Source organism: Sporosarcina sp. P32b, from assembly GCF_002743335.1.
GTDB lineage: Bacteria > Bacillota > Bacilli > Bacillales_A > Planococcaceae > Sporosarcina.
Window position 1 is genome coordinate 19423 of the sequence record NZ_PDZB01000023.1, and the last position, 16563, is coordinate 35985.

Annotated in this window: 17 protein-coding genes; 9 read left to right on the forward strand and 8 right to left on the reverse strand. The window is 40.0% G+C overall.

Annotated features, from left to right (window positions below; translation table 11 throughout):
- Nucleotides 1-22: 22 nt before the first annotated feature.
- Nucleotides 23-973, reverse strand: coding sequence for a YihY/virulence factor BrkB family protein (locus CSV64_RS13605; protein ID WP_099635131.1), 951 nt, complete (start codon nt 971-973; stop codon nt 23-25).
- A gap of 35 nt (nt 974-1008) precedes the next feature.
- Entirely contained in the window at nt 1009-1449 is a 441-nt protein-coding gene (locus tag CSV64_RS13610; protein ID WP_099635132.1) for a hypothetical protein, read from the reverse strand.
- Between the two features lie 223 nt (nt 1450-1672).
- Here CSV64_RS13610 and CSV64_RS13615 point away from each other — a divergent pair, with 223 nt between their 5' ends.
- Entirely contained in the window at nt 1673-3028 is a 1356-nt protein-coding gene (locus CSV64_RS13615) for an alanine/glycine:cation symporter family protein (RefSeq protein ID WP_099635133.1), read from the forward strand.
- A gap of 74 nt (nt 3029-3102) precedes the next feature.
- Entirely contained in the window at nt 3103-3324 is a 222-nt protein-coding gene (locus tag CSV64_RS13620) for a DUF1128 domain-containing protein (RefSeq protein ID WP_099635134.1), read from the forward strand.
- A 29-nt stretch (nt 3325-3353) separates the two neighbouring features.
- Here the strand turns inward: CSV64_RS13620 and motB are convergent, their stop codons facing one another.
- Together motB and motA are read right to left on the reverse strand one after the other, a co-directional pair.
- A complete protein-coding gene (gene motB, locus CSV64_RS13625) occupies nt 3354-4121 on the reverse strand; it encodes a flagellar motor protein MotB (RefSeq protein ID WP_099635135.1) in 768 nt (255 codons plus the stop codon).
- A complete protein-coding gene (gene motA / locus CSV64_RS13630) occupies nt 4105-4914 on the reverse strand; it encodes a flagellar motor stator protein MotA (RefSeq protein ID WP_099635136.1) in 810 nt (269 codons plus the stop codon). Before motA ends, motB begins: the two co-directional genes overlap by 17 nt.
- Before the next feature lie 184 nt (nt 4915-5098).
- On the opposite strand from motA, the gene CSV64_RS13635 reads away from it, so the two are divergent.
- The 3 genes from CSV64_RS13635 to CSV64_RS13640 all read left to right on the forward strand — a co-directional run bounded on the left by CSV64_RS13635 (nt 5099) and on the right by CSV64_RS13640 (nt 7266).
- Nucleotides 5099-6331 (forward strand): aminopeptidase, encoded by a 1233-nt coding sequence (locus CSV64_RS13635; protein WP_099635137.1) that lies wholly within the window; start codon nt 5099-5101, stop codon nt 6329-6331.
- 107 nt (nt 6332-6438) lie between these two features.
- On the forward strand, nt 6439-6579 hold the full coding sequence (locus CSV64_RS16770) for a hypothetical protein (RefSeq protein WP_199168577.1): 141 nt from the start codon (nt 6439-6441) through the stop codon (nt 6577-6579).
- Nucleotides 6580-6687: 108 nt separating this feature from the next.
- The gene (locus CSV64_RS13640) at nt 6688-7266 is read left to right on the forward strand and encodes a beta-class carbonic anhydrase (protein ID WP_099635138.1); all 579 of its coding nucleotides are present in this window, start codon (nt 6688-6690) and stop codon (nt 7264-7266) included.
- A gap of 716 nt (nt 7267-7982) precedes the next feature.
- Here the strand turns inward: CSV64_RS13640 and CSV64_RS13645 are convergent.
- Nucleotides 7983-8528, reverse strand: coding sequence for a GNAT family N-acetyltransferase (locus tag CSV64_RS13645; RefSeq protein WP_099635139.1), 546 nt, complete (start codon nt 8526-8528; stop codon nt 7983-7985).
- 231 nt (nt 8529-8759) lie between these two features.
- Between CSV64_RS13645 and CSV64_RS13650 the strand changes: the two genes are divergently transcribed.
- The 3 genes from CSV64_RS13650 (at nt 8760) to map (ending at nt 10784) form a co-directional block, all read left to right on the forward strand.
- The gene (locus tag CSV64_RS13650) at nt 8760-9497 is read left to right on the forward strand and encodes a hypothetical protein (RefSeq protein ID WP_099635140.1); all 738 of its coding nucleotides are present in this window, start codon (nt 8760-8762) and stop codon (nt 9495-9497) included.
- A 101-nt stretch (nt 9498-9598) separates the two neighbouring features.
- Complete coding sequence (locus tag CSV64_RS13655) at nt 9599-9940, forward strand: magnetosome magnetite crystal formation protein family (protein WP_099635141.1); 342 nt, start codon at nt 9599-9601, stop codon at nt 9938-9940.
- 94 nt (nt 9941-10034) lie between these two features.
- Nucleotides 10035-10784 carry a type I methionyl aminopeptidase gene (map, locus tag CSV64_RS13660; protein ID WP_099635142.1) on the forward strand — a complete coding sequence of 250 codons (750 nt, stop codon included), beginning with the start codon at nt 10035-10037 and terminating at the stop codon, nt 10782-10784.
- Nucleotides 10785-10953: 169 nt separating this feature from the next.
- Here map and CSV64_RS13665 read toward each other — a convergent pair whose 3' ends face one another.
- Both CSV64_RS13665 and CSV64_RS13670 read right to left on the reverse strand, forming a co-directional pair.
- The gene (locus CSV64_RS13665; RefSeq protein ID WP_099635143.1) at nt 10954-12135 is read right to left on the reverse strand and encodes a DEAD/DEAH box helicase; all 1182 of its coding nucleotides are present in this window, start codon (nt 12133-12135) and stop codon (nt 10954-10956) included.
- A 38-nt stretch (nt 12136-12173) separates the two neighbouring features.
- Nucleotides 12174-13217, reverse strand: coding sequence for a lipid II:glycine glycyltransferase FemX (locus tag CSV64_RS13670; protein WP_099635144.1), 1044 nt, complete (start codon nt 13215-13217; stop codon nt 12174-12176).
- Between the two features lie 281 nt (nt 13218-13498).
- Here CSV64_RS13670 and CSV64_RS13675 point away from each other — a divergent pair, with 281 nt between their 5' ends.
- Nucleotides 13499-15232 (forward strand): methyl-accepting chemotaxis protein, encoded by a 1734-nt coding sequence (locus CSV64_RS13675; RefSeq protein ID WP_233190488.1) that lies wholly within the window; start codon nt 13499-13501, stop codon nt 15230-15232.
- 48 nt (nt 15233-15280) lie between these two features.
- On the opposite strand, the gene CSV64_RS13680 is transcribed toward CSV64_RS13675, so the two are convergent.
- Nucleotides 15281-16498 carry a carboxylate--amine ligase gene (locus CSV64_RS13680; protein WP_099635146.1) on the reverse strand — a complete coding sequence of 406 codons (1218 nt, stop codon included), beginning with the start codon at nt 16496-16498 and terminating at the stop codon, nt 15281-15283.
- Nucleotides 16499-16563: the final 65 nt, after the last annotated feature.

Here is a 16563-nt window from a genome sequence, read left to right on the forward strand (position 1 = left end):
ATCCCTTTCTTCACTTTTTTATTTATACAATTTGTTGGTTATGTTCTTGACGATTTTTCACGACTGAATTGATTGTACCTCCGAGTATCAAAATGATAGCTGACAGGTATAACCACATGATTAATACGATAATTCCAGCGATACTCCCGTACGTATTGGCGTAGCTTCCAAAATTACTAATATAGAACGAGAATCCTAGTGACGTAATGATCCATCCTATTGTTGCAAAAATAGCACCCGGAAGTATACTTTTAAAATGCAACTTCACACTTGGCACTAGCCAGTATAGTAAAGAGAATACTGCAAAGATCAGGAATGGTGGAATGAGGAATCGTATCAAGTTCCATACAGTCAAGAACGTTTCTTCCAATCCTAAGAATGTGAAAATCACTTGCCCGATTGGTTGGCCAAATATAGGTAGGACTAATGCGATGATTACCGTCGCCACTAACATAATAGTAAACGCAATCGATAACCCTTTAGATACGAAAAAGTTTCTATCATCTTCCACTTCATATGCATCGTTCAAGCCTTTTGTTACTGCACCCATACCTTTAGATGCCGACCAGATAGTAGCCAAGATTCCGACTGACAGTAATCCTCCACTTTTATTATCTAGTACTTCAGAGAGTGTCCCTTCAATTAAAGAAGCTGTACTTTCCGGCGCGTACTCACGGATAAACAAAAAGATTTGGCTTTGGTCTAACTGTAAGTAAGGTAGTAATGTGAAAAGAAAGATTAATAGAGGGAATAATGACAATAGGAAAAAGAACGCTAACTGCGAACCAGCTGCTGAAATATCCAATTCTTTCACTCGGATAATCAATTGTTTGAAAAAACCACTCGTAGTAGTCGGATCAAAATCATCTTCTTCTCCGTCTTTAACATCCTTAATGAATCCTTTTACTCTTTCTCTTTGTGATTCCTCTTCATTTTCAGCATCAGAAGAAGGGGCACTTTTTTGTTTATCCAACTGATGTGTCCCCCTTTCATTTACTGATTCTACTGTTATGCTTTCTCTAATGATATTATGTTTTTTTTTTGAACCATCGGAGGCAACGAAGCGTCTCCTTCTGTTGAAACAGAAGACGCAGCTGTAGAATCGTCCTCGATAATATGCTGATAATCTGATTTGGAATCAGCAATTGCTTCTTTTGTATCCGCAAACATTTCTTTAACTTGCGGAGTCAAAGTCTTGATTTCATCGACCTGTGACTTGATGTAATTTACATCACCTTTCACTTGATCAACAAGAGTTTGTACTTTTTCTTTTTTCTGTTGGAACTCATTTTTCACGATATCCGGATTTTCTTTGTAATACAATGCTTTTTCATACGAGGATCTTGCCGTAGTGATCGTCTGCTGTCTTGTTGCTCTATCCAACATACTCACTGCAGCTCCAAGTAGCGCCCCGCCTAATACATATCTTCCAAATTTACTAGAACCCATACATGTTTCGCCTCCTTATTCACGATTACGTCTCACTTCATTATACCCATATTGCAACTTACCAAACAATCTTTGTTACACTTTATTCAAAAAAAGCTTGACGAATCGTTCTATTTTTTAGATTATTAACAATAACATGTTAATATCAGAATCTACTGAAAGGGGTTGGTCCTCGTAATCTTGGGAACGTATACAAACATCACAGAGAAATTGGGGGGATGAAATGGAGAATATCGAGAAGTTCTTGACTACCGCGTCCGATTTAATATGGGGACCACCGTTGCTCATTTTATTAATTGGTACCGGAATTTATTTAACACTGCGTTTAACATTCATTCAATTACGATTACTGCCCTATTCACTGAAACAAGTTTTTTCACGGAAGCATGATAAAAAAGCAGATGGTGACATTTCACAATTCCAGGCTCTAATGACCGCGATGGCCGCCACAGTTGGTGTTGGTAATATCGTCGGAGTTGCATCCGCTGTTGTAGCTGGTGGACCGGGTGCGATTTTCTGGATGTGGCTAGCTGGATTCTTCGGTATGGCTACAAAATACAGTGAGGCAATCCTTGCCGTTAAATACCGCGTTAAAGATTCCAATGGCTTAATGGCCGGTGGACCGATGTACTATCTTGAACATGGTCTGAAGCAAAAGTGGCTTGGTGTACTATTTGCGATATTTGGCGCACTAGCTGCGTTCGGAATCGGTAACGGAACACAATCTAAAGCAGTAGCAGACGTAATGAAAAGCACATTTGAAGTACCCCATTATATTACAGGGATCGCTTTGGTTTTATTCGGCGCACTCGTTATTCTTGGAGGTATCAAATCAATCGGTCGTGTAACGGCATTTTTCGTACCGATCATGGCATTATTCTATTTCATTGCCGGAGCGATCGTTATGGTATTGAACTTTGAACAAGTTCCAGCTGCATTCGGCCTCATCTTCACAGATGCATTCACTGGCCAGGCAGTTGCAGGTGGTGCTATCGGTACAGTGATTCGATTTGGTGTTGCACGTGGACTCTTCTCCAACGAAGCGGGTCTCGGTTCTGCACCAATCGCTGCAGCAGCTGCACGTACAGATATGCCCGGACGTCAGGCTCTTGTTTCGATGACGCAAGTATTATTCGATACGTTGATCATTTGTTCAATTACAGGTGTTACTATTGTTATGAGTAATCAATGGCAAGATAAGTCAATTGACGCGGGTGCTTTGACAGCCCAAGCATTTGGCTCCTTCCTCGGTAATACAGGACCCATTTTAGTCTCTATTGGATTAGTATTCTTTGCCACTTCCACTATTTTAGGATGGAGTTATTACGGCGAGAAATGCTTCCAGTATCTATTCCCTAATCGTGTGGCTGTACTAGCATATCGTGTAGTATTTGTAGCATTTATTTATGTGGGGGCCACTGCATCACTTGATCTAGTATGGATCTTAGCAGATGTATTGAATGGATTAATGGCGATTCCAAACTTAATTGGATTGCTAGGCTTATCCGGAGTAGTTATTATGGAAACTAAACGTTTTAAGAAGAAAATTGACGAAGAACGCGAAGAAGCTCGCAAGTAACACTTCGCAGTGCAGTTGACAGCTTACCGCTTTCATGAAATGATAGATTTCATAAGAGGAAAGGCGGTAAGAATATGGATTTGTCTGCAAAATCACCTGAGAATGTCTCATACATGATTGAAAAGATTAAAGAAAAACTACGCATGGTAAATGTCGATGCGATGAAACCTGAAAACTTTAGTACAGAACAGTATGATGATTTGCACTATATGTACGAAATGGTTATGAAACGTGAAAATATCACACCGAATGAAATGCAAGCAATTGCCACAGAACTTGGTTCTATGCGCAATTAAAAAAGCGACTCCACGTGGAGTCGCTTTTTTTATTGCGCTGTGATCTGCGTGCCATCTTTTAAAACAAGTGGTTGAATGAGCACTTCTACTCTTCGGTTTTTACTGCGATTTTCTATCGTATCATTCGGAACAATCGGCTTATATTCTCCGTATCCTTTCGCACTGAAAAGATTCGGATCGACTTCATTGTCCGCGACAATGATTTTTAGGAACTCTACAGCACGCATAACGCTTAATTCCCAGTTAGATGAATACTCTGCATTGTTGATCGGAATGTCGTCTGTATGACCCGTAATGACCACTTGACGTGGTCTATCAAGTGTCAGCAACTGAGAAATATCATTCGCAAGTTTTTTATACTCAGGATTGATCGTTGATTTCCCGGATTTAAACAGTACACTGTCTCGAATCGTCAACAACAAGCCTTCATTTGTCATTTCAGTATCAAATTGATTTTCTAGTTCATTCACGGCAATATACTCGTCCAAATCATCTTGCGTTTCCCCCAAGGATTGCTGATCTTCCATATAGGAGGAGTTTTCATCTTGCTCCCCTACCGAGTCATCTGGGACTGGGGTAGTGGTTGGCGCGCTCTCACTCATGATTCCACTACCACTTTCAAATATTTCACTAAATACTTTAGAGACTTCTGCAAATCGTCCCTCGTCTACTGAACTAGTAGCAAATAATACGATGAATAATGCCAGTAATAATGTCAGTAGATCGGCGTAAGGTAATAGCCAGGACTCATTAATATGTTCTATTTCATGTTTCTTTTTCTTACGCTTCTTCGCCAACTTTACCAGCTCCTTCGCTGCCATCAATAGCTAGCTTCTTCCGGTCTTCTACAGAAAGATAAGATGCCAATTTTTGTTCGATGACACGCGGTGCTTCCCCTTCCAATACGGAAAGAATTCCTTCGATTACCATGGTCCTCTGGCGGACTTCTTCTTTTGACTTACGTACAAGTTTATTGGAAAACGGATGCCATAAAACGTATCCTGTGAAAATACCAAGCAATGTCGCAATAAATGCAGCAGAAATCGCATGTCCTAACGCATCGATATTATTCATATCTTTCAGTGCGGCAATCAGACCTACAACAGCTCCTAGAACTCCAAGTGTAGGGGCATATGTACCCGCTTGTGAGAAAATGAGTGCTCCGACTGAATGCCGCTCTTGCATAGCCTCAACTTCTTCACTTAATACATCACGAATGTAATCAGCATTCTGTCCGTCGATTGCCAAACTCAATCCATTTTTCAAAAACGGATCATCAATTTCATCTGTTTTCGCTTCCAAAGCTAGTAACCCTTCCCGACGAGCAATATCAGCCCAAGAAGAAAATAGACGAATTAATTCTGCATCGGATGCAAGCTTTTGCTGCGTAAAAATAATTTTAAATAATTTGGGTATCTTTTTTAATTCATTCATCGGAAATGCGATGACTACAGCGGCAATCGTTCCTGCTATGATGATTAGGATCGCAGCCGGGTTAAGTAACGCATCGGGTGTAACTCCTTTAAGCGTCATTCCAATGAGGAGTGCTGCAAATCCTAATACTAAACCTATAATTGTGGACAAATCCATGTATAAAGCCTCCAAATACTGCATTCTTCTTATTATTTCGGTCATTTCATGACGTTGTTTAGGGAATACTGACGACTATTCTTAGGCAGTTACGAGTATTTCATCCTATTTCAATTGCTTTATCGTTGCGAACTGTGATCTTCACTTGTTAGAATTGTCACAATACGTAAAAGGAGATGTCATGATGAATCAATTTCAAGATCAACTTTCTAATTATGCCGACTTAGCCGTTAAGGTGGGTGTAAATATTCAACAGGACCAATATCTATTCATCAGCGCTTCTACAGAAAATACTTCATTTGTTCGATTGATCGTTGAAAAAGCGTATGAAGCAGGTGCACGACAAGTCTTCGTAGACTGGGCTGATGATGTAGTCACACGTCTGCGTTATGAAAAAGCACCAGCGGATTCGTTTTCCGAGTTCCCTACGTGGAAACAGATGGAACGTGAACAGCTAGCTGAAAAAGGTGCCGCTTTCATGTCAATCGTATCGCAAGACCCTGATTTATTAAACGGTATCGAATCTAGTAGAATACGTGATAATCAAAAAGCTGCCAGTACTGCTCTCAGCAAGTTCCGCCAAGCTATGCAGGCAGATAAATTCAGTTGGACAGTCATTGCGGCACCTTCAGCAGCATGGGCAGCTAAAATCTTCCCAGAACTATCTACGGAAGAACAAGTTCCTGCTCTTTGGGATTCTATTATACGTGCTGTAAGGGCTGATCAGCCTGATCCAGTGCAAGCATGGAAAAAGCACAATGAAAACTTGCATGAAAAAGTAGATTATTTGAATGGTAAACATTACCGCAAACTTCAGTATACAGCTCCAGGCACTGACTTAACAATAGAATTACCAGAAAAGCATTTATGGTGTGGAGCTGGTAGTGTCAACCAAGCTGGGCATGAGTTCATGGCGAATATGCCGACCGAAGAAGTCTTTACGGCACCATTAAAAACTGGAGTGAATGGCTCTGTTACTAGCACTAAACCACTTAGCTATGCAGGAACAATCATTGATAACTTCACGATTCAATTTAAAGAAGGTAAAATCACAAACGTTACAGCTGATCAAGGCGAGGAAATACTGAAACAACTTGTCGATACGGATGAAGGCTCACAATTCCTTGGCGAAGTGGCATTAGTACCGCATGACTCACCTATTTCCAATTCAAATGTGTTATTCTATAATACATTGTTCGATGAAAATGCTTCGAATCACTTGGCTATTGGAAGTGCCTATGCATTCTGTCTTGACGGTGGGAAAGAAATGGATTCCGAACAACTTCAAGCTAACGGGTTGAATCAAAGCTTGACACATGTCGACTTCATGATTGGATCTGAAAAGATGGATATTGATGGGATACTTGAAGACGGAACAGTAGAGCCTGTCTTCCGTAATGGCAATTGGGCATTCTAAATTCCGTCACTTTTCATTCAAAGTTTACAGTAGCTCTTAATTTTTTCTTGAAAATCGTGTATAATAGATAAGAGAACATAATACATTTCAGAAAGAGGGGCTTTCAAATGGCTTTAATGTATACAACAGTTATCGGTTACATGGTTGTTCTTGGACTTGCATCCTTGTTTACGATGCACTTCTTATCTGGATCAATGGACTCAAACGATTCCATTACAGTTGATCCAAAACCAGAAGGCAGAAACTAATTTGCTTTTATTCCAGTCTTAATAGACATGGATTTAATGATTAGAGTTGCCTAACAAGGCGACTCTTTTCTTTTACATACTATAAACAGTACGGGGGAGATCATAACCATGACATCATTATCCGAAATTATGATTTATAACAAAACGTTCGTCGAAGAAAAAAAGTATGAAGAGTTTTCCACTACGAAATTTCCGAATAAACGAATTGTCATCCTAACATGTATGGATACAAGATTAATCGAGCTCCTCCCTAAAGCGATGAATTTGAAAAATGGCGATGCTAAAATCATTAAGAGTGCCGGCGCAATCATCACGTCTCCTTTTGGCGGTTTGATGCGAAGTATTTTAGTGGCAGTTTATGAATTACAAGCTGATGAAATATACGTAGTTGGCCATCATGATTGTGGCATGAGCTCCATCAACACCGATCACATTATAGGCAATATGATTGAGCGCGGTGTAGATCCAAACATGTTTAAAACATTGAAGTACTCCGGAATCGATATGGAGAAATGGTTGCACGGTTTCAGTGATGTAACAGAAAGCGTGAAAAAGAGTGTGGACGCGATCCGTAATCACCCTCTCATCCCAACCGACGTAAATGTACATGGACTTGTTATCGATCCCGGAAACGGCAAGCTGGACATTATTGAAGATGGTTACAAAGTAAAGGAAGTCTCTCAGTAAAATAACTTTATGAAAAATCGACCTCTTCTATTGAAGGGTCGTTTTTTTGTGTTTTTATGGTGTACTTGTTGAAGTGGCTGTGCGGGGTGATAGAGCGGTTAGGAGTCGACTATGATCGCTTGGACTGAATGTATGATCGGTTATGAGGTGGCATAGAGCGGTTATCCTTTGTGATAGAGCGGATCAGCATGATCTATGAGCGCTTCACGCGAAACTATGAGCGGCAATGCGTCTGCACTGCCCTACCACTTTCAGGATAACGTAGCTGTGCGGGGTGATAGAGCGTTTAGGAGTCGACTATGATCGCTTGGACTGAATGTATGGGCGGTTATGAGGTGGCATAGAGCGGTTATCCCGTGTGATAGAGCGGATCAGCATGATCTATGAGCGCTTCACGCGAAACTATGAGCGGCAATGTGTCTGCACTGCCCTACCACTTTCAGGATAACGTGGGCGTGCGGGGTGATAGAGCGGTTAGGAGTCGACTATGATCGCTTGGACTGAATGTATGATCGGTTATGAGGTGGCATAGAGCGGTTATCCCGTGTGATAGAGCGGATCAGCAAGAACTATGAGCGCTTCACGCGAAACTATGAGCGGCAACGAACACATCTGCACTGCGTACTACCGCAATAAAAACGAAAAACCAGCAACTTCTATTCGAAGAGCCGGCTTTTCCATATAGTTATCCACTTTTCCAAAAGGGTCTTACCCTTTCAATAATCCTCTTCCACAATGGCATACATATAATGATCTTCCCACACACCATTAATAAATAGTAATTGGCGTAACAATCCCTCACGCTGGAATTGTGCTTTTTCCAACACTTTGACTGAACCTACATTACGAGGAGATACATATGCTTCTACCCTGTGTAGATTCACTTTTTCAAATGCAAACTGATTAATAAGCGAGACCGCTTCTGTGCCGATGCCTCTTCCTGTTTGCCGCTGATCAATGGAATACCCCACAAAACCACTGGAAAACGGTAACCGTTTGATGCTGTACAATGAAATCTGACCGATGATTAAACTTGTTGCTGAATCAAAAATACCGAAATTATACTCCCGTCGATCACGCATTTGATAGAGAGATTCTCGAATTTTATCTCGTTGCATTGCTACTGTATAATACGTATTATCGTGCCTTGGTTCAAATTCCGTCCAGTACTCCTTATTGGCAATTAGCAGCTGGGTGAATTGATACGCATCATCTTCTGTGAGTATCCGTAGGTAGCACTGCTCCCCTTCGAGTAAAATCATTTGTCCTCATCCTTTTCGAAGCATTCTGTTCTTGCCTTCTACTTTATCCAAACGATATGAATGAAATGGAGATTCAGTACCAGTTACCTGAATTCATTAGTTCTTATTATAGATTTTTTACATCTACAAGACAATAGAACGCCACATTTTCTCATTTGTAAAGGAAAATTCATACTTTTCCCCTCCATCGATCCGTAATCTCTGTATACTGTTGTTCAGGAGGATTTTATCATGCTAAGAATTATTTTGATGGTACTTTCGCTACTCATCATGATTGGAACACATATCGCTGCAAATTTAATTCCACTTAACGGACTGACTACTTGGGAAATTGCTAATCGAGTACCGGTTCTATTCATGCCTGCAGAGTACGTTTTTTCAATTTGGATAGTGCTAGATCTGTTACTTGTCAGTTGGCTATACATGTTTTTCAAAACATCAGTTAGACTTTCTTCATCCGTTGCCAATCTACGTGCAATTTCTTTCTCAGTCAGCTGCTTTTTAAATATCGCATGGCTTTTATTATGGCATTATAGTTATTATTACTGGGCCATCGTCAGCGTAATTGCTTTGTTAATTAGTTTACTCGTGCTGTATTTCAGTTACGCCAAAATAGAGGGAACGAACCGGGAACGACTTCCGATTTCGGCTTACATGGCATGGATCTTCATCGCTGTCATTGCAAATTCTACCTATGCTTTCAAATTTCACGATTGGACAGGATGGGGTTTGAGTGATCCACTATGGACAGTATTGTTCTTAACTCTGACTGCAGCGATCGCTCTACATTTTATGTATCATTACCACGACTCTATGTTTAATTTAATTATCATTTGGTCTTTCATCGGTATTGCAATAAAAAATGGAACTGATGAACTATTTGTTTCAACAGCCGCTTTATTTCTTTCCGCAGTTATCGGTTTTATACTATTTATGGGACAGCGTTTTTCAAAGCCCACACAATTATAACACGGTGCCAATTGGGCAACCGTGTTTTTTTTATGATTATACCGTAAAATAGGGTATAGGTTAGAGTATGGACTATCATGCTAGAGAGTGGAGGTTACGCTATGTCAAATTCAAAATTATTGTCTTCACTTAGTTATTTCAGTGTATTTTTCGCTCCCCTTCTATTGCCGATTATCATTTACTTCGTTGCAGATGAATTCGAAGTTCGCCGCCATGCAAAAAAGGCACTCATTTCACATATCGTCCCTATGGCATTACTAATTGCTGGGTTTATCATCATGTCCTTTTCGATATTTTCCTTTAATGTCGATACCATAACCAATACAAACAGCAATATGATGTTCTGGGGATTCGTTCCTATGCTATTCATCATTCTATATAGTTTATTGTTTGTAAGCGTCTTGATTTGGAATGTGTATCAAGGTGTAAAAGTCTTGAAGTAAGTAATTGAAAGAACAAGATAATCATTAAAAAAACATCGATAAAGTATGATATAGTAGAATTGAATAAATTGTACGGAAGAAAGGACTTGTGAACATGATTGTGAAAAATGATGAAGAATTAGAGGGGTTACGGGCAATAGGTAAAATTGTTGCGGAAATTCGTGAAACGTTGAAAGATGCTACAGTACCTGGCATCACAACGAAAGAACTTGATGATATGGCAGGTCGTCTGTTCACTGAAAAAGGTGCAGTTTCTGCTCCTATCGACCAGTATGACTTCCCTGGCTATACATGTATCAGCGTCAACCATCAGGTAGCGCATGGCATTCCAGGAAGCTACGAGATAAAAGACGGTGATCTCGTGAATATAGATGTTTCTGGATCAGCTGGCGGCTACTTTGCAGACACTGGGATTTCATTCGTGGCAGGTACACCTGATGAGAAAAAGCAGAAATTATGCGACGTAGCAAAGTCCGCTTTGGACCGCGCGTTATTGAAAGTAAAAGCAGGTTCTAGTCTGAATCAAATCGGTAAAGCTGTAGAGCGTGAAGCAAAAGATAATGGCTTACATGTGATCAAAAACTTAACCGGTCATGGAATTGGTACGGCCCTTCACGAAGAGCCTCAACATGTTCTGAATTATTATGACCCTTGGGATAAAACGTTATTGAAGGATGGTATGGTTCTGGCAGTGGAGCCTTTCATTTCACAAACGGCTGAGCAAGTAGTTGAGTTGGATGACGGTTGGACATTTGTTACGCCCGACAAGTCGCTCGTTGCACAGATTGAGCATACGATAGTCGTGACGAAAGGTCAGCCTATTATTTTGACTCAGCTTGATTGATGATAGAAATGAGTATGTACGGATGTTTCCGTGCATGCTCATTTTTTATACTTACGAAGCGTTTTGAGATCTAACCTGCTATAGTAAAAGAAAAAACTGAAGGCCACCTCCCTGATAGGAGAGTAGTCTTCAGTCTTTTTGTATTATCGTTTGGAAGATACGTTTTTGGTTATTTCTTTTTCTTAACTTTCGGCTTTGATTTCTTTGGTGCTGCTTTTTTCATGTCGTCGATTGTCTTGGAATTTCCTTCGATCAGTTGTCCATTGTACCAAACTTTTTGGACTGTTTTGATACCCTTGGAAACTTTACGGTAGTCGCGTTCTTCTGGGTAGGATAGAAGTGTGAGGACTTCTCCGTCTGCCCCCGCACGGCCAGTTCTTCCTGATCTATGCACGTATTGTTCGGCTGTATGAGGTACGTCGACATGGATGACGTGCGTTAGTCCTTCGATGTCCAGTCCTCGTGCCGCTAAGTCTGTAGCGATAAGGATGCGAATAGTCCCTTTTCTAAAGTCTTCCAATGTTTTCTGACGGTCGAGTTTTTTCATGTCAGAATAGAGGACTGCGATCGGTGCATCATTGTAGAGTAGTTTTAGTTCTTTCATGCGCAATTGATCCACATTATTCATGAATGTTAGCGCTCGTACTCCTGATAATGCAGAAATCCCTCGAAGTATATCCGTCTTTCTGCGCTCATCTACTTTTACGTATGAATGAACCACTTGACCACTATTTGGAATTTCATCTGAATTGACTTGCAGTCGGATTGGATCTTTCATCAGCTGCTTGGCAACGAGTTCGATTTCATCCGTAATTGTGGCAGACACAACCGCTAACTGACGTTCGGGGTTTGCTGCTTCAATCAAGCTTTTCACCAGTACGCGATATTCGCGCGACAAAAGCTGATCCCCTTCGTCAATGACTAAGTATTGAATATCATACATTTTCAGTTTTCTTTCTCTTACTAGTTCATTTAATCTTCCTGGAGTGCCGACTACGATTGTCGGTTTTTTCTTTAGCTTTTCGACTTGACGTTGCATGTTTGCACCGCCAATTAGTTGAGTTACCGTTACGGAAGTTCCTTCAACCAATTCACGTATCACATTAACGATTTGCATGGATAACTCTTGTGATGGTGTAATAATTAACGCTTGTGTCTTCGGTAGATTGCCGTCGACCATTTGAATCACAGGTAATGCGTAGGCTAGTGTTTTACCTGTCCCTGTTGGTGATTCAGCTACTATGTCTTTACCAGACAACATCTCGGGTATCATTTGAGACTGAATCGGCATAGGCTGTTTAAATTTCCATTTTGTGCGTAAAGATTCATTCAGCTCGTCTAAAAAATTCATTCGGTTCACTCTTTTCTGTAGTTGAGGACTTCAACCGGTTATTTTTTTTGAAGCTTCTTTTTCAACTTCTGAATTTTAGGCACTACTTTCACAAACATATTATAAATGAACGGTTTGTACACTTTATCAATTTCACCGATAAATTCTGTCACTCCGTCTACCTGACAAAAACTGTTTTTAAAATTATATAATCCATCTTGCTCACTGTCGAGTACGAATACTCCACCAAGATCATACTGTTCTGCACCTATTTCCAATCCCCACTTCATCATTTCATAGTTCATTAGATAACTAGGATTTAGATTACGCTTCGTGTTGGAGCTACCCGCATATAAGTAATATAATTTTCCGTTATAGTTAATAGTTACAGCACCAGCTAAATAGTCGTCTTCGTGCTTCGCTATATAAATACGTAAATCATCGAATGCTTCTCGCATTTTAACGAAATAATCATATGAACGAATAGAGATTTGATTTCGAACAGACATTTCTTCATGGATTTCAAAGAATTTCTTTAAATATTCATCACTGCGTGAATAAGATACTTCCACACCTTTACGTGCTGAACTTCGGATTTTACTTCTCGTTCTGCTACGGAACTTAAGCATTAAAGAATCTTCATCTTCGTCCGTCAATTTAACAATCATATTATAGCGAGGCTGGATTAAATCTTCTTTACCCGCGCCTTCGTTGCGTACTATGTAACCTGCATCACGGTATAACTTGTCCAATTCATCTGTATAAAGCTGTTCAGGATCCATTTTTAATGCAAAAGCTTTATGTTTTTTCACAAGCACTTCTGCCTCTTGAATCAATTCTTCAACCAGCTTCTGATCATGTAAATCGCAAATAGGTCCACGTGGTGCATATAGTAATGAAAAACCGCCTGGTACCTTACGTATCAATAAGGACATAGCGGCTACAATTTCTCCGTCCCGTTCTACATATACTTGCTCGTTACCCCAGTCATCTTTTACATGCGCCCAATTGGGATCTTGTGTAATCGAACGAAACGGAGAATTTCTCATAAACGTTTCATATCTTTCAACATCTTTTGCATTACTTTTATCTAAAATCGGCACTGCTCGAACACTCCTTACGTTACTATAGCTCCATACAATTTCCGTTTTAAACTTTTGAAAATCTTTAAGAACCGTATAGCCACAGCTCTATTAAGTGTATCCTACTGCATTTTTCAAGTCAAGAATCGAAGGGTATACACCTGCCATTTAACAACGTTGCTTGAATAATAAGTAATAATTTACTAGAAAATGAGACAGGCTATTCCGTTATCAATCGGAATAGCCTATACTATAAACAGGGTAGAAAGGTTCACATAGAAATGCAAAAGGGGGATTACATATTGAAAGGTTCAGTACGCAACAAGTTGATAGCGCTTGCAGCACTAGTTATTTTAATTCCATTAGTAGCTGTTGGTGTCGTCAATTACTTTGTGGCGAAGCAAGAGCTTGAGACTGTTGGGGAAATGGGATTACAGAACGGGACATACGCTGTCCTAGATTTGATCGATGAGCTCAATGTTCAAGTAGAGAACGGTACAATTAGTTTAGAAGATGCCCAAGAACGGGCTAAAGAAAAAATCATGGGACCTATGGCCACAGATGGTACTAGATCTTTAGACAATCCAGCGAAATACGGGGAGAACTTCTACTTTTATGTAGTGGATGAGGAAGGTACTTTGCTAGTACATCCACAGAAAGAAGGAGAAAGTCTCTATGAAACCAAAACAAAAGATGGACGTTACTTCATTCGCGAAGTAATTTCAGAAGCTAAAAACGGAGGCGGTTATGTACAATATGACTGGCCACTACCAAGTAACTTAAATGTAGAAGCACCAAAAATCACGTACGGCTTAGAAGATCCTAATTGGGGATGGATCGTAGTGGCCGGAACCTATTTAGTAGACTTTAATGCTGGAGCAAAAAATGTTTTATGGTACACCTTAATTTCAGTAATTATTTCTATAATTGTAGGCGTTACATTATTTTCGATTTTCTCAGGACGTCTGACATCATACATTAAAAATATCCGCCTCATTACAGCTGAAATTGCGCAAGGTCAATTGTCAGGTGAAGATATTCCAATCCGTTCACGTGATGAGCTTGGCCATTTAGCTGAAAATGTGAATACGATGAAAAATAATCTGAATGAGATGGTCGGTCACACAAGACTTTCTTCAGACCGCATGCGAACATCATCCGAAACATTGAGCGCAATCACGGAAGAAGCAACAGCATCTGCTGACGAGATCCACAGCGCTATTGCTGAGGTATCTTCAGGGGCTGTATTGCAATCAGAAGAAGCAGATGTTGCGATCACAAAAGTGGGGCAATTATCTACACTGATTTCCAATGCAGCAGCGCAATATGAAAACGTTGTGACAGAGATGCGCAGCATGAACGATCTACAAAGTTCTGGTATGCAAAAGGCCGAGAACTTAGAAGAAAACTCTCAGAATTTCAACATCGTCATTAATGATTTACAAGGTAACTTCTCACAACTTGTATCTAGAATGAATGAGATCCAAGCCATCGTCCAAACCATTTCATCCATTTCAGAGCAAACGAATTTACTTGCGTTAAACGCTAGTATTGAAGCTGCTCGTGCAGGGGAACATGGTAAAGGATTCGCTGTAGTAGCCAACGAAGTGCGTCATTTATCTGAAGACACGAACGAGGCAACTACGAGAGTTCGCGACCTCCTCGTGCATATTCGAAAAGATACGACGACTGCTGAAAACCAAATGAAACACACATTAGAATTGACGAGTAATCAAGAAGTCACCATTATGGAAACTAAACATGCTTTCGAACAACTATCCGATTCCATTCTCAACATCACATCACTGTTGAAGACTATGGAAAATGATATGAACAGTATGGATGAAAATCGACAACATGTTGTTCAGGCAATTGATCACATTGCCGCTGTTGCGACTGAATCCGCAGCAGCTACCGAACAAGTCAATGCATCTATTGATGAACAAAAAGCTGCGATTAGCACGATTATGCATGCTTCCCTCGACCTTCATACAGAAGCGGAGAATATGCACGACTTAGTAGACCGATTCAGCTAATAACTTAATAAGAATAAAATATCCCTGCGCAGATGCGCAGGGATTAGTTTATTCTTCAACAGCGTTTTTATACTTCTTGTAGTAGTTGATTTGACGCATAAGTAAATATAACTTACGTTTCATATGCTTATCTTTATTGTAAAATAAAGGATTTCCGTATTTTCCTGCTTTGATTAAAGATCGAATCTCTTTTTCCATAGGCGGATTATCCACAAATTTTTTCAATACCGCTTTCGGTACGACAGTGAATAGGAAATGGTCATCTAGATATGTTAACGGCTTTTCCTTACCATATACTAAGTCATCGACCAAATACTTCGCCATATTCTCACCGCACTGCGTAATGTAATAACTTGAACGCCCTTGGCGGATATTCACTTCAAACGCTTTGAATTTACCATCGCGTTCGTCGTATTTCAAATCGAAGTTTCCGTAACCGACATAGCCAATTGCTTCAAGGAAGTTAGCTAATTTTGTCATAATTTCTTTATCATACCGCGTAATCAGCGCTGTATAGTTTCCGATCGCTGTCATCGCACGTTCTTGTAATACCACCTGCGCCAATGTGATTAACTGTGCTTTACCATGCTGATCTGCATAATACACAGCATCCCACATATACGTATCATCACCAGGAATGAAATCTTGGATAATCAGATCTTCTGTATATCCACTAGCCTTTACCATTTGAATAATTCGATTGATTTCCTCATATGTATCGACCTTATAGATCTTCTGCAACCCTTCAAACGGATGGCGGTAGTATTGAACTCCGTCGCTTGGCTTGATGATGACCGGGAACAGCACTTCTTCCGTAAATGGTTCATCGGATAAACATGAATGAAAGTAGGTAGAAGGTGTATCTATCCCATGTTCAGCACATAATTCATAGAAATTCTTCTTAATATACACGGCATTCATAATTTCTTCATTGATATAATTGAACAAGAAATCTTCTTGCAAAGCTTCCCGCTGCTCAATAATCAGACGTACATATAAGTCGTCTGTACCGACAAGCACTAATTTTTGATCAGCTGTCCTATATTTTTTAGCAATTTCACGTAAAAACTGGACGAATATTTCTGGATCATGCAAACCAGGATTTAATTCTTGGATGTCCGTAATCGTACTATAGCTTGTGAATGGCAATGGCTCTCTGCCTACAATTACAGGTTTAATGCCATATTCTTCATGAAATGAAATTGCCATATTATAGGCGTTAATATTAGTTCCGACAATAATCGGGATAAAAGAATGCTTACTCATATATTCCTCCAACAGACGTTTTTCCATTTAGTGTAGTGGCACCGAATTCGTAAGTCAAGAATGGA

Bases quoted from the DNA above. Each gene is read 5' to 3' on its own strand.
- CSV64_RS13610 (WP_099635132.1), bottom strand. From the start codon at position 1,449: ATGGGTTCTAGTAAATTTGGAAGATATGTATTAGGCGGGGCGCTACTT.
- CSV64_RS13615 (WP_099635133.1), top strand. From the start codon at position 1,673: ATGGAGAATATCGAGAAGTTCTTGACTACCGCGTCCGATTTAATATGG.
- CSV64_RS13620 (WP_099635134.1), top strand. From the start codon at position 3,103: ATGGATTTGTCTGCAAAATCACCTGAGAATGTCTCATACATGATTGAA.
- motA (WP_099635136.1), bottom strand. From the start codon at position 4,914: ATGGATTTGTCCACAATTATAGGTTTAGTATTAGGATTTGCAGCACTC.
- CSV64_RS13635 (WP_099635137.1), top strand. From the start codon at position 5,099: ATGAATCAATTTCAAGATCAACTTTCTAATTATGCCGACTTAGCCGTT.
- CSV64_RS16770 (WP_199168577.1), top strand. From the start codon at position 6,439: ATGGCTTTAATGTATACAACAGTTATCGGTTACATGGTTGTTCTTGGA.
- CSV64_RS13640 (WP_099635138.1), top strand. From the start codon at position 6,688: ATGACATCATTATCCGAAATTATGATTTATAACAAAACGTTCGTCGAA.
- CSV64_RS13645 (WP_099635139.1), bottom strand. From the start codon at position 8,528: ATGATTTTACTCGAAGGGGAGCAGTGCTACCTACGGATACTCACAGAA.
- CSV64_RS13650 (WP_099635140.1), top strand. From the start codon at position 8,760: ATGCTAAGAATTATTTTGATGGTACTTTCGCTACTCATCATGATTGGA.
- CSV64_RS13655 (WP_099635141.1), top strand. From the start codon at position 9,599: ATGTCAAATTCAAAATTATTGTCTTCACTTAGTTATTTCAGTGTATTT.
- map (WP_099635142.1), top strand. From the start codon at position 10,035: ATGATTGTGAAAAATGATGAAGAATTAGAGGGGTTACGGGCAATAGGT.
- CSV64_RS13665 (WP_099635143.1), bottom strand. From the start codon at position 12,135: ATGAATTTTTTAGACGAGCTGAATGAATCTTTACGCACAAAATGGAAA.
- CSV64_RS13680 (WP_099635146.1), bottom strand. From the start codon at position 16,498: ATGAGTAAGCATTCTTTTATCCCGATTATTGTCGGAACTAATATTAAC.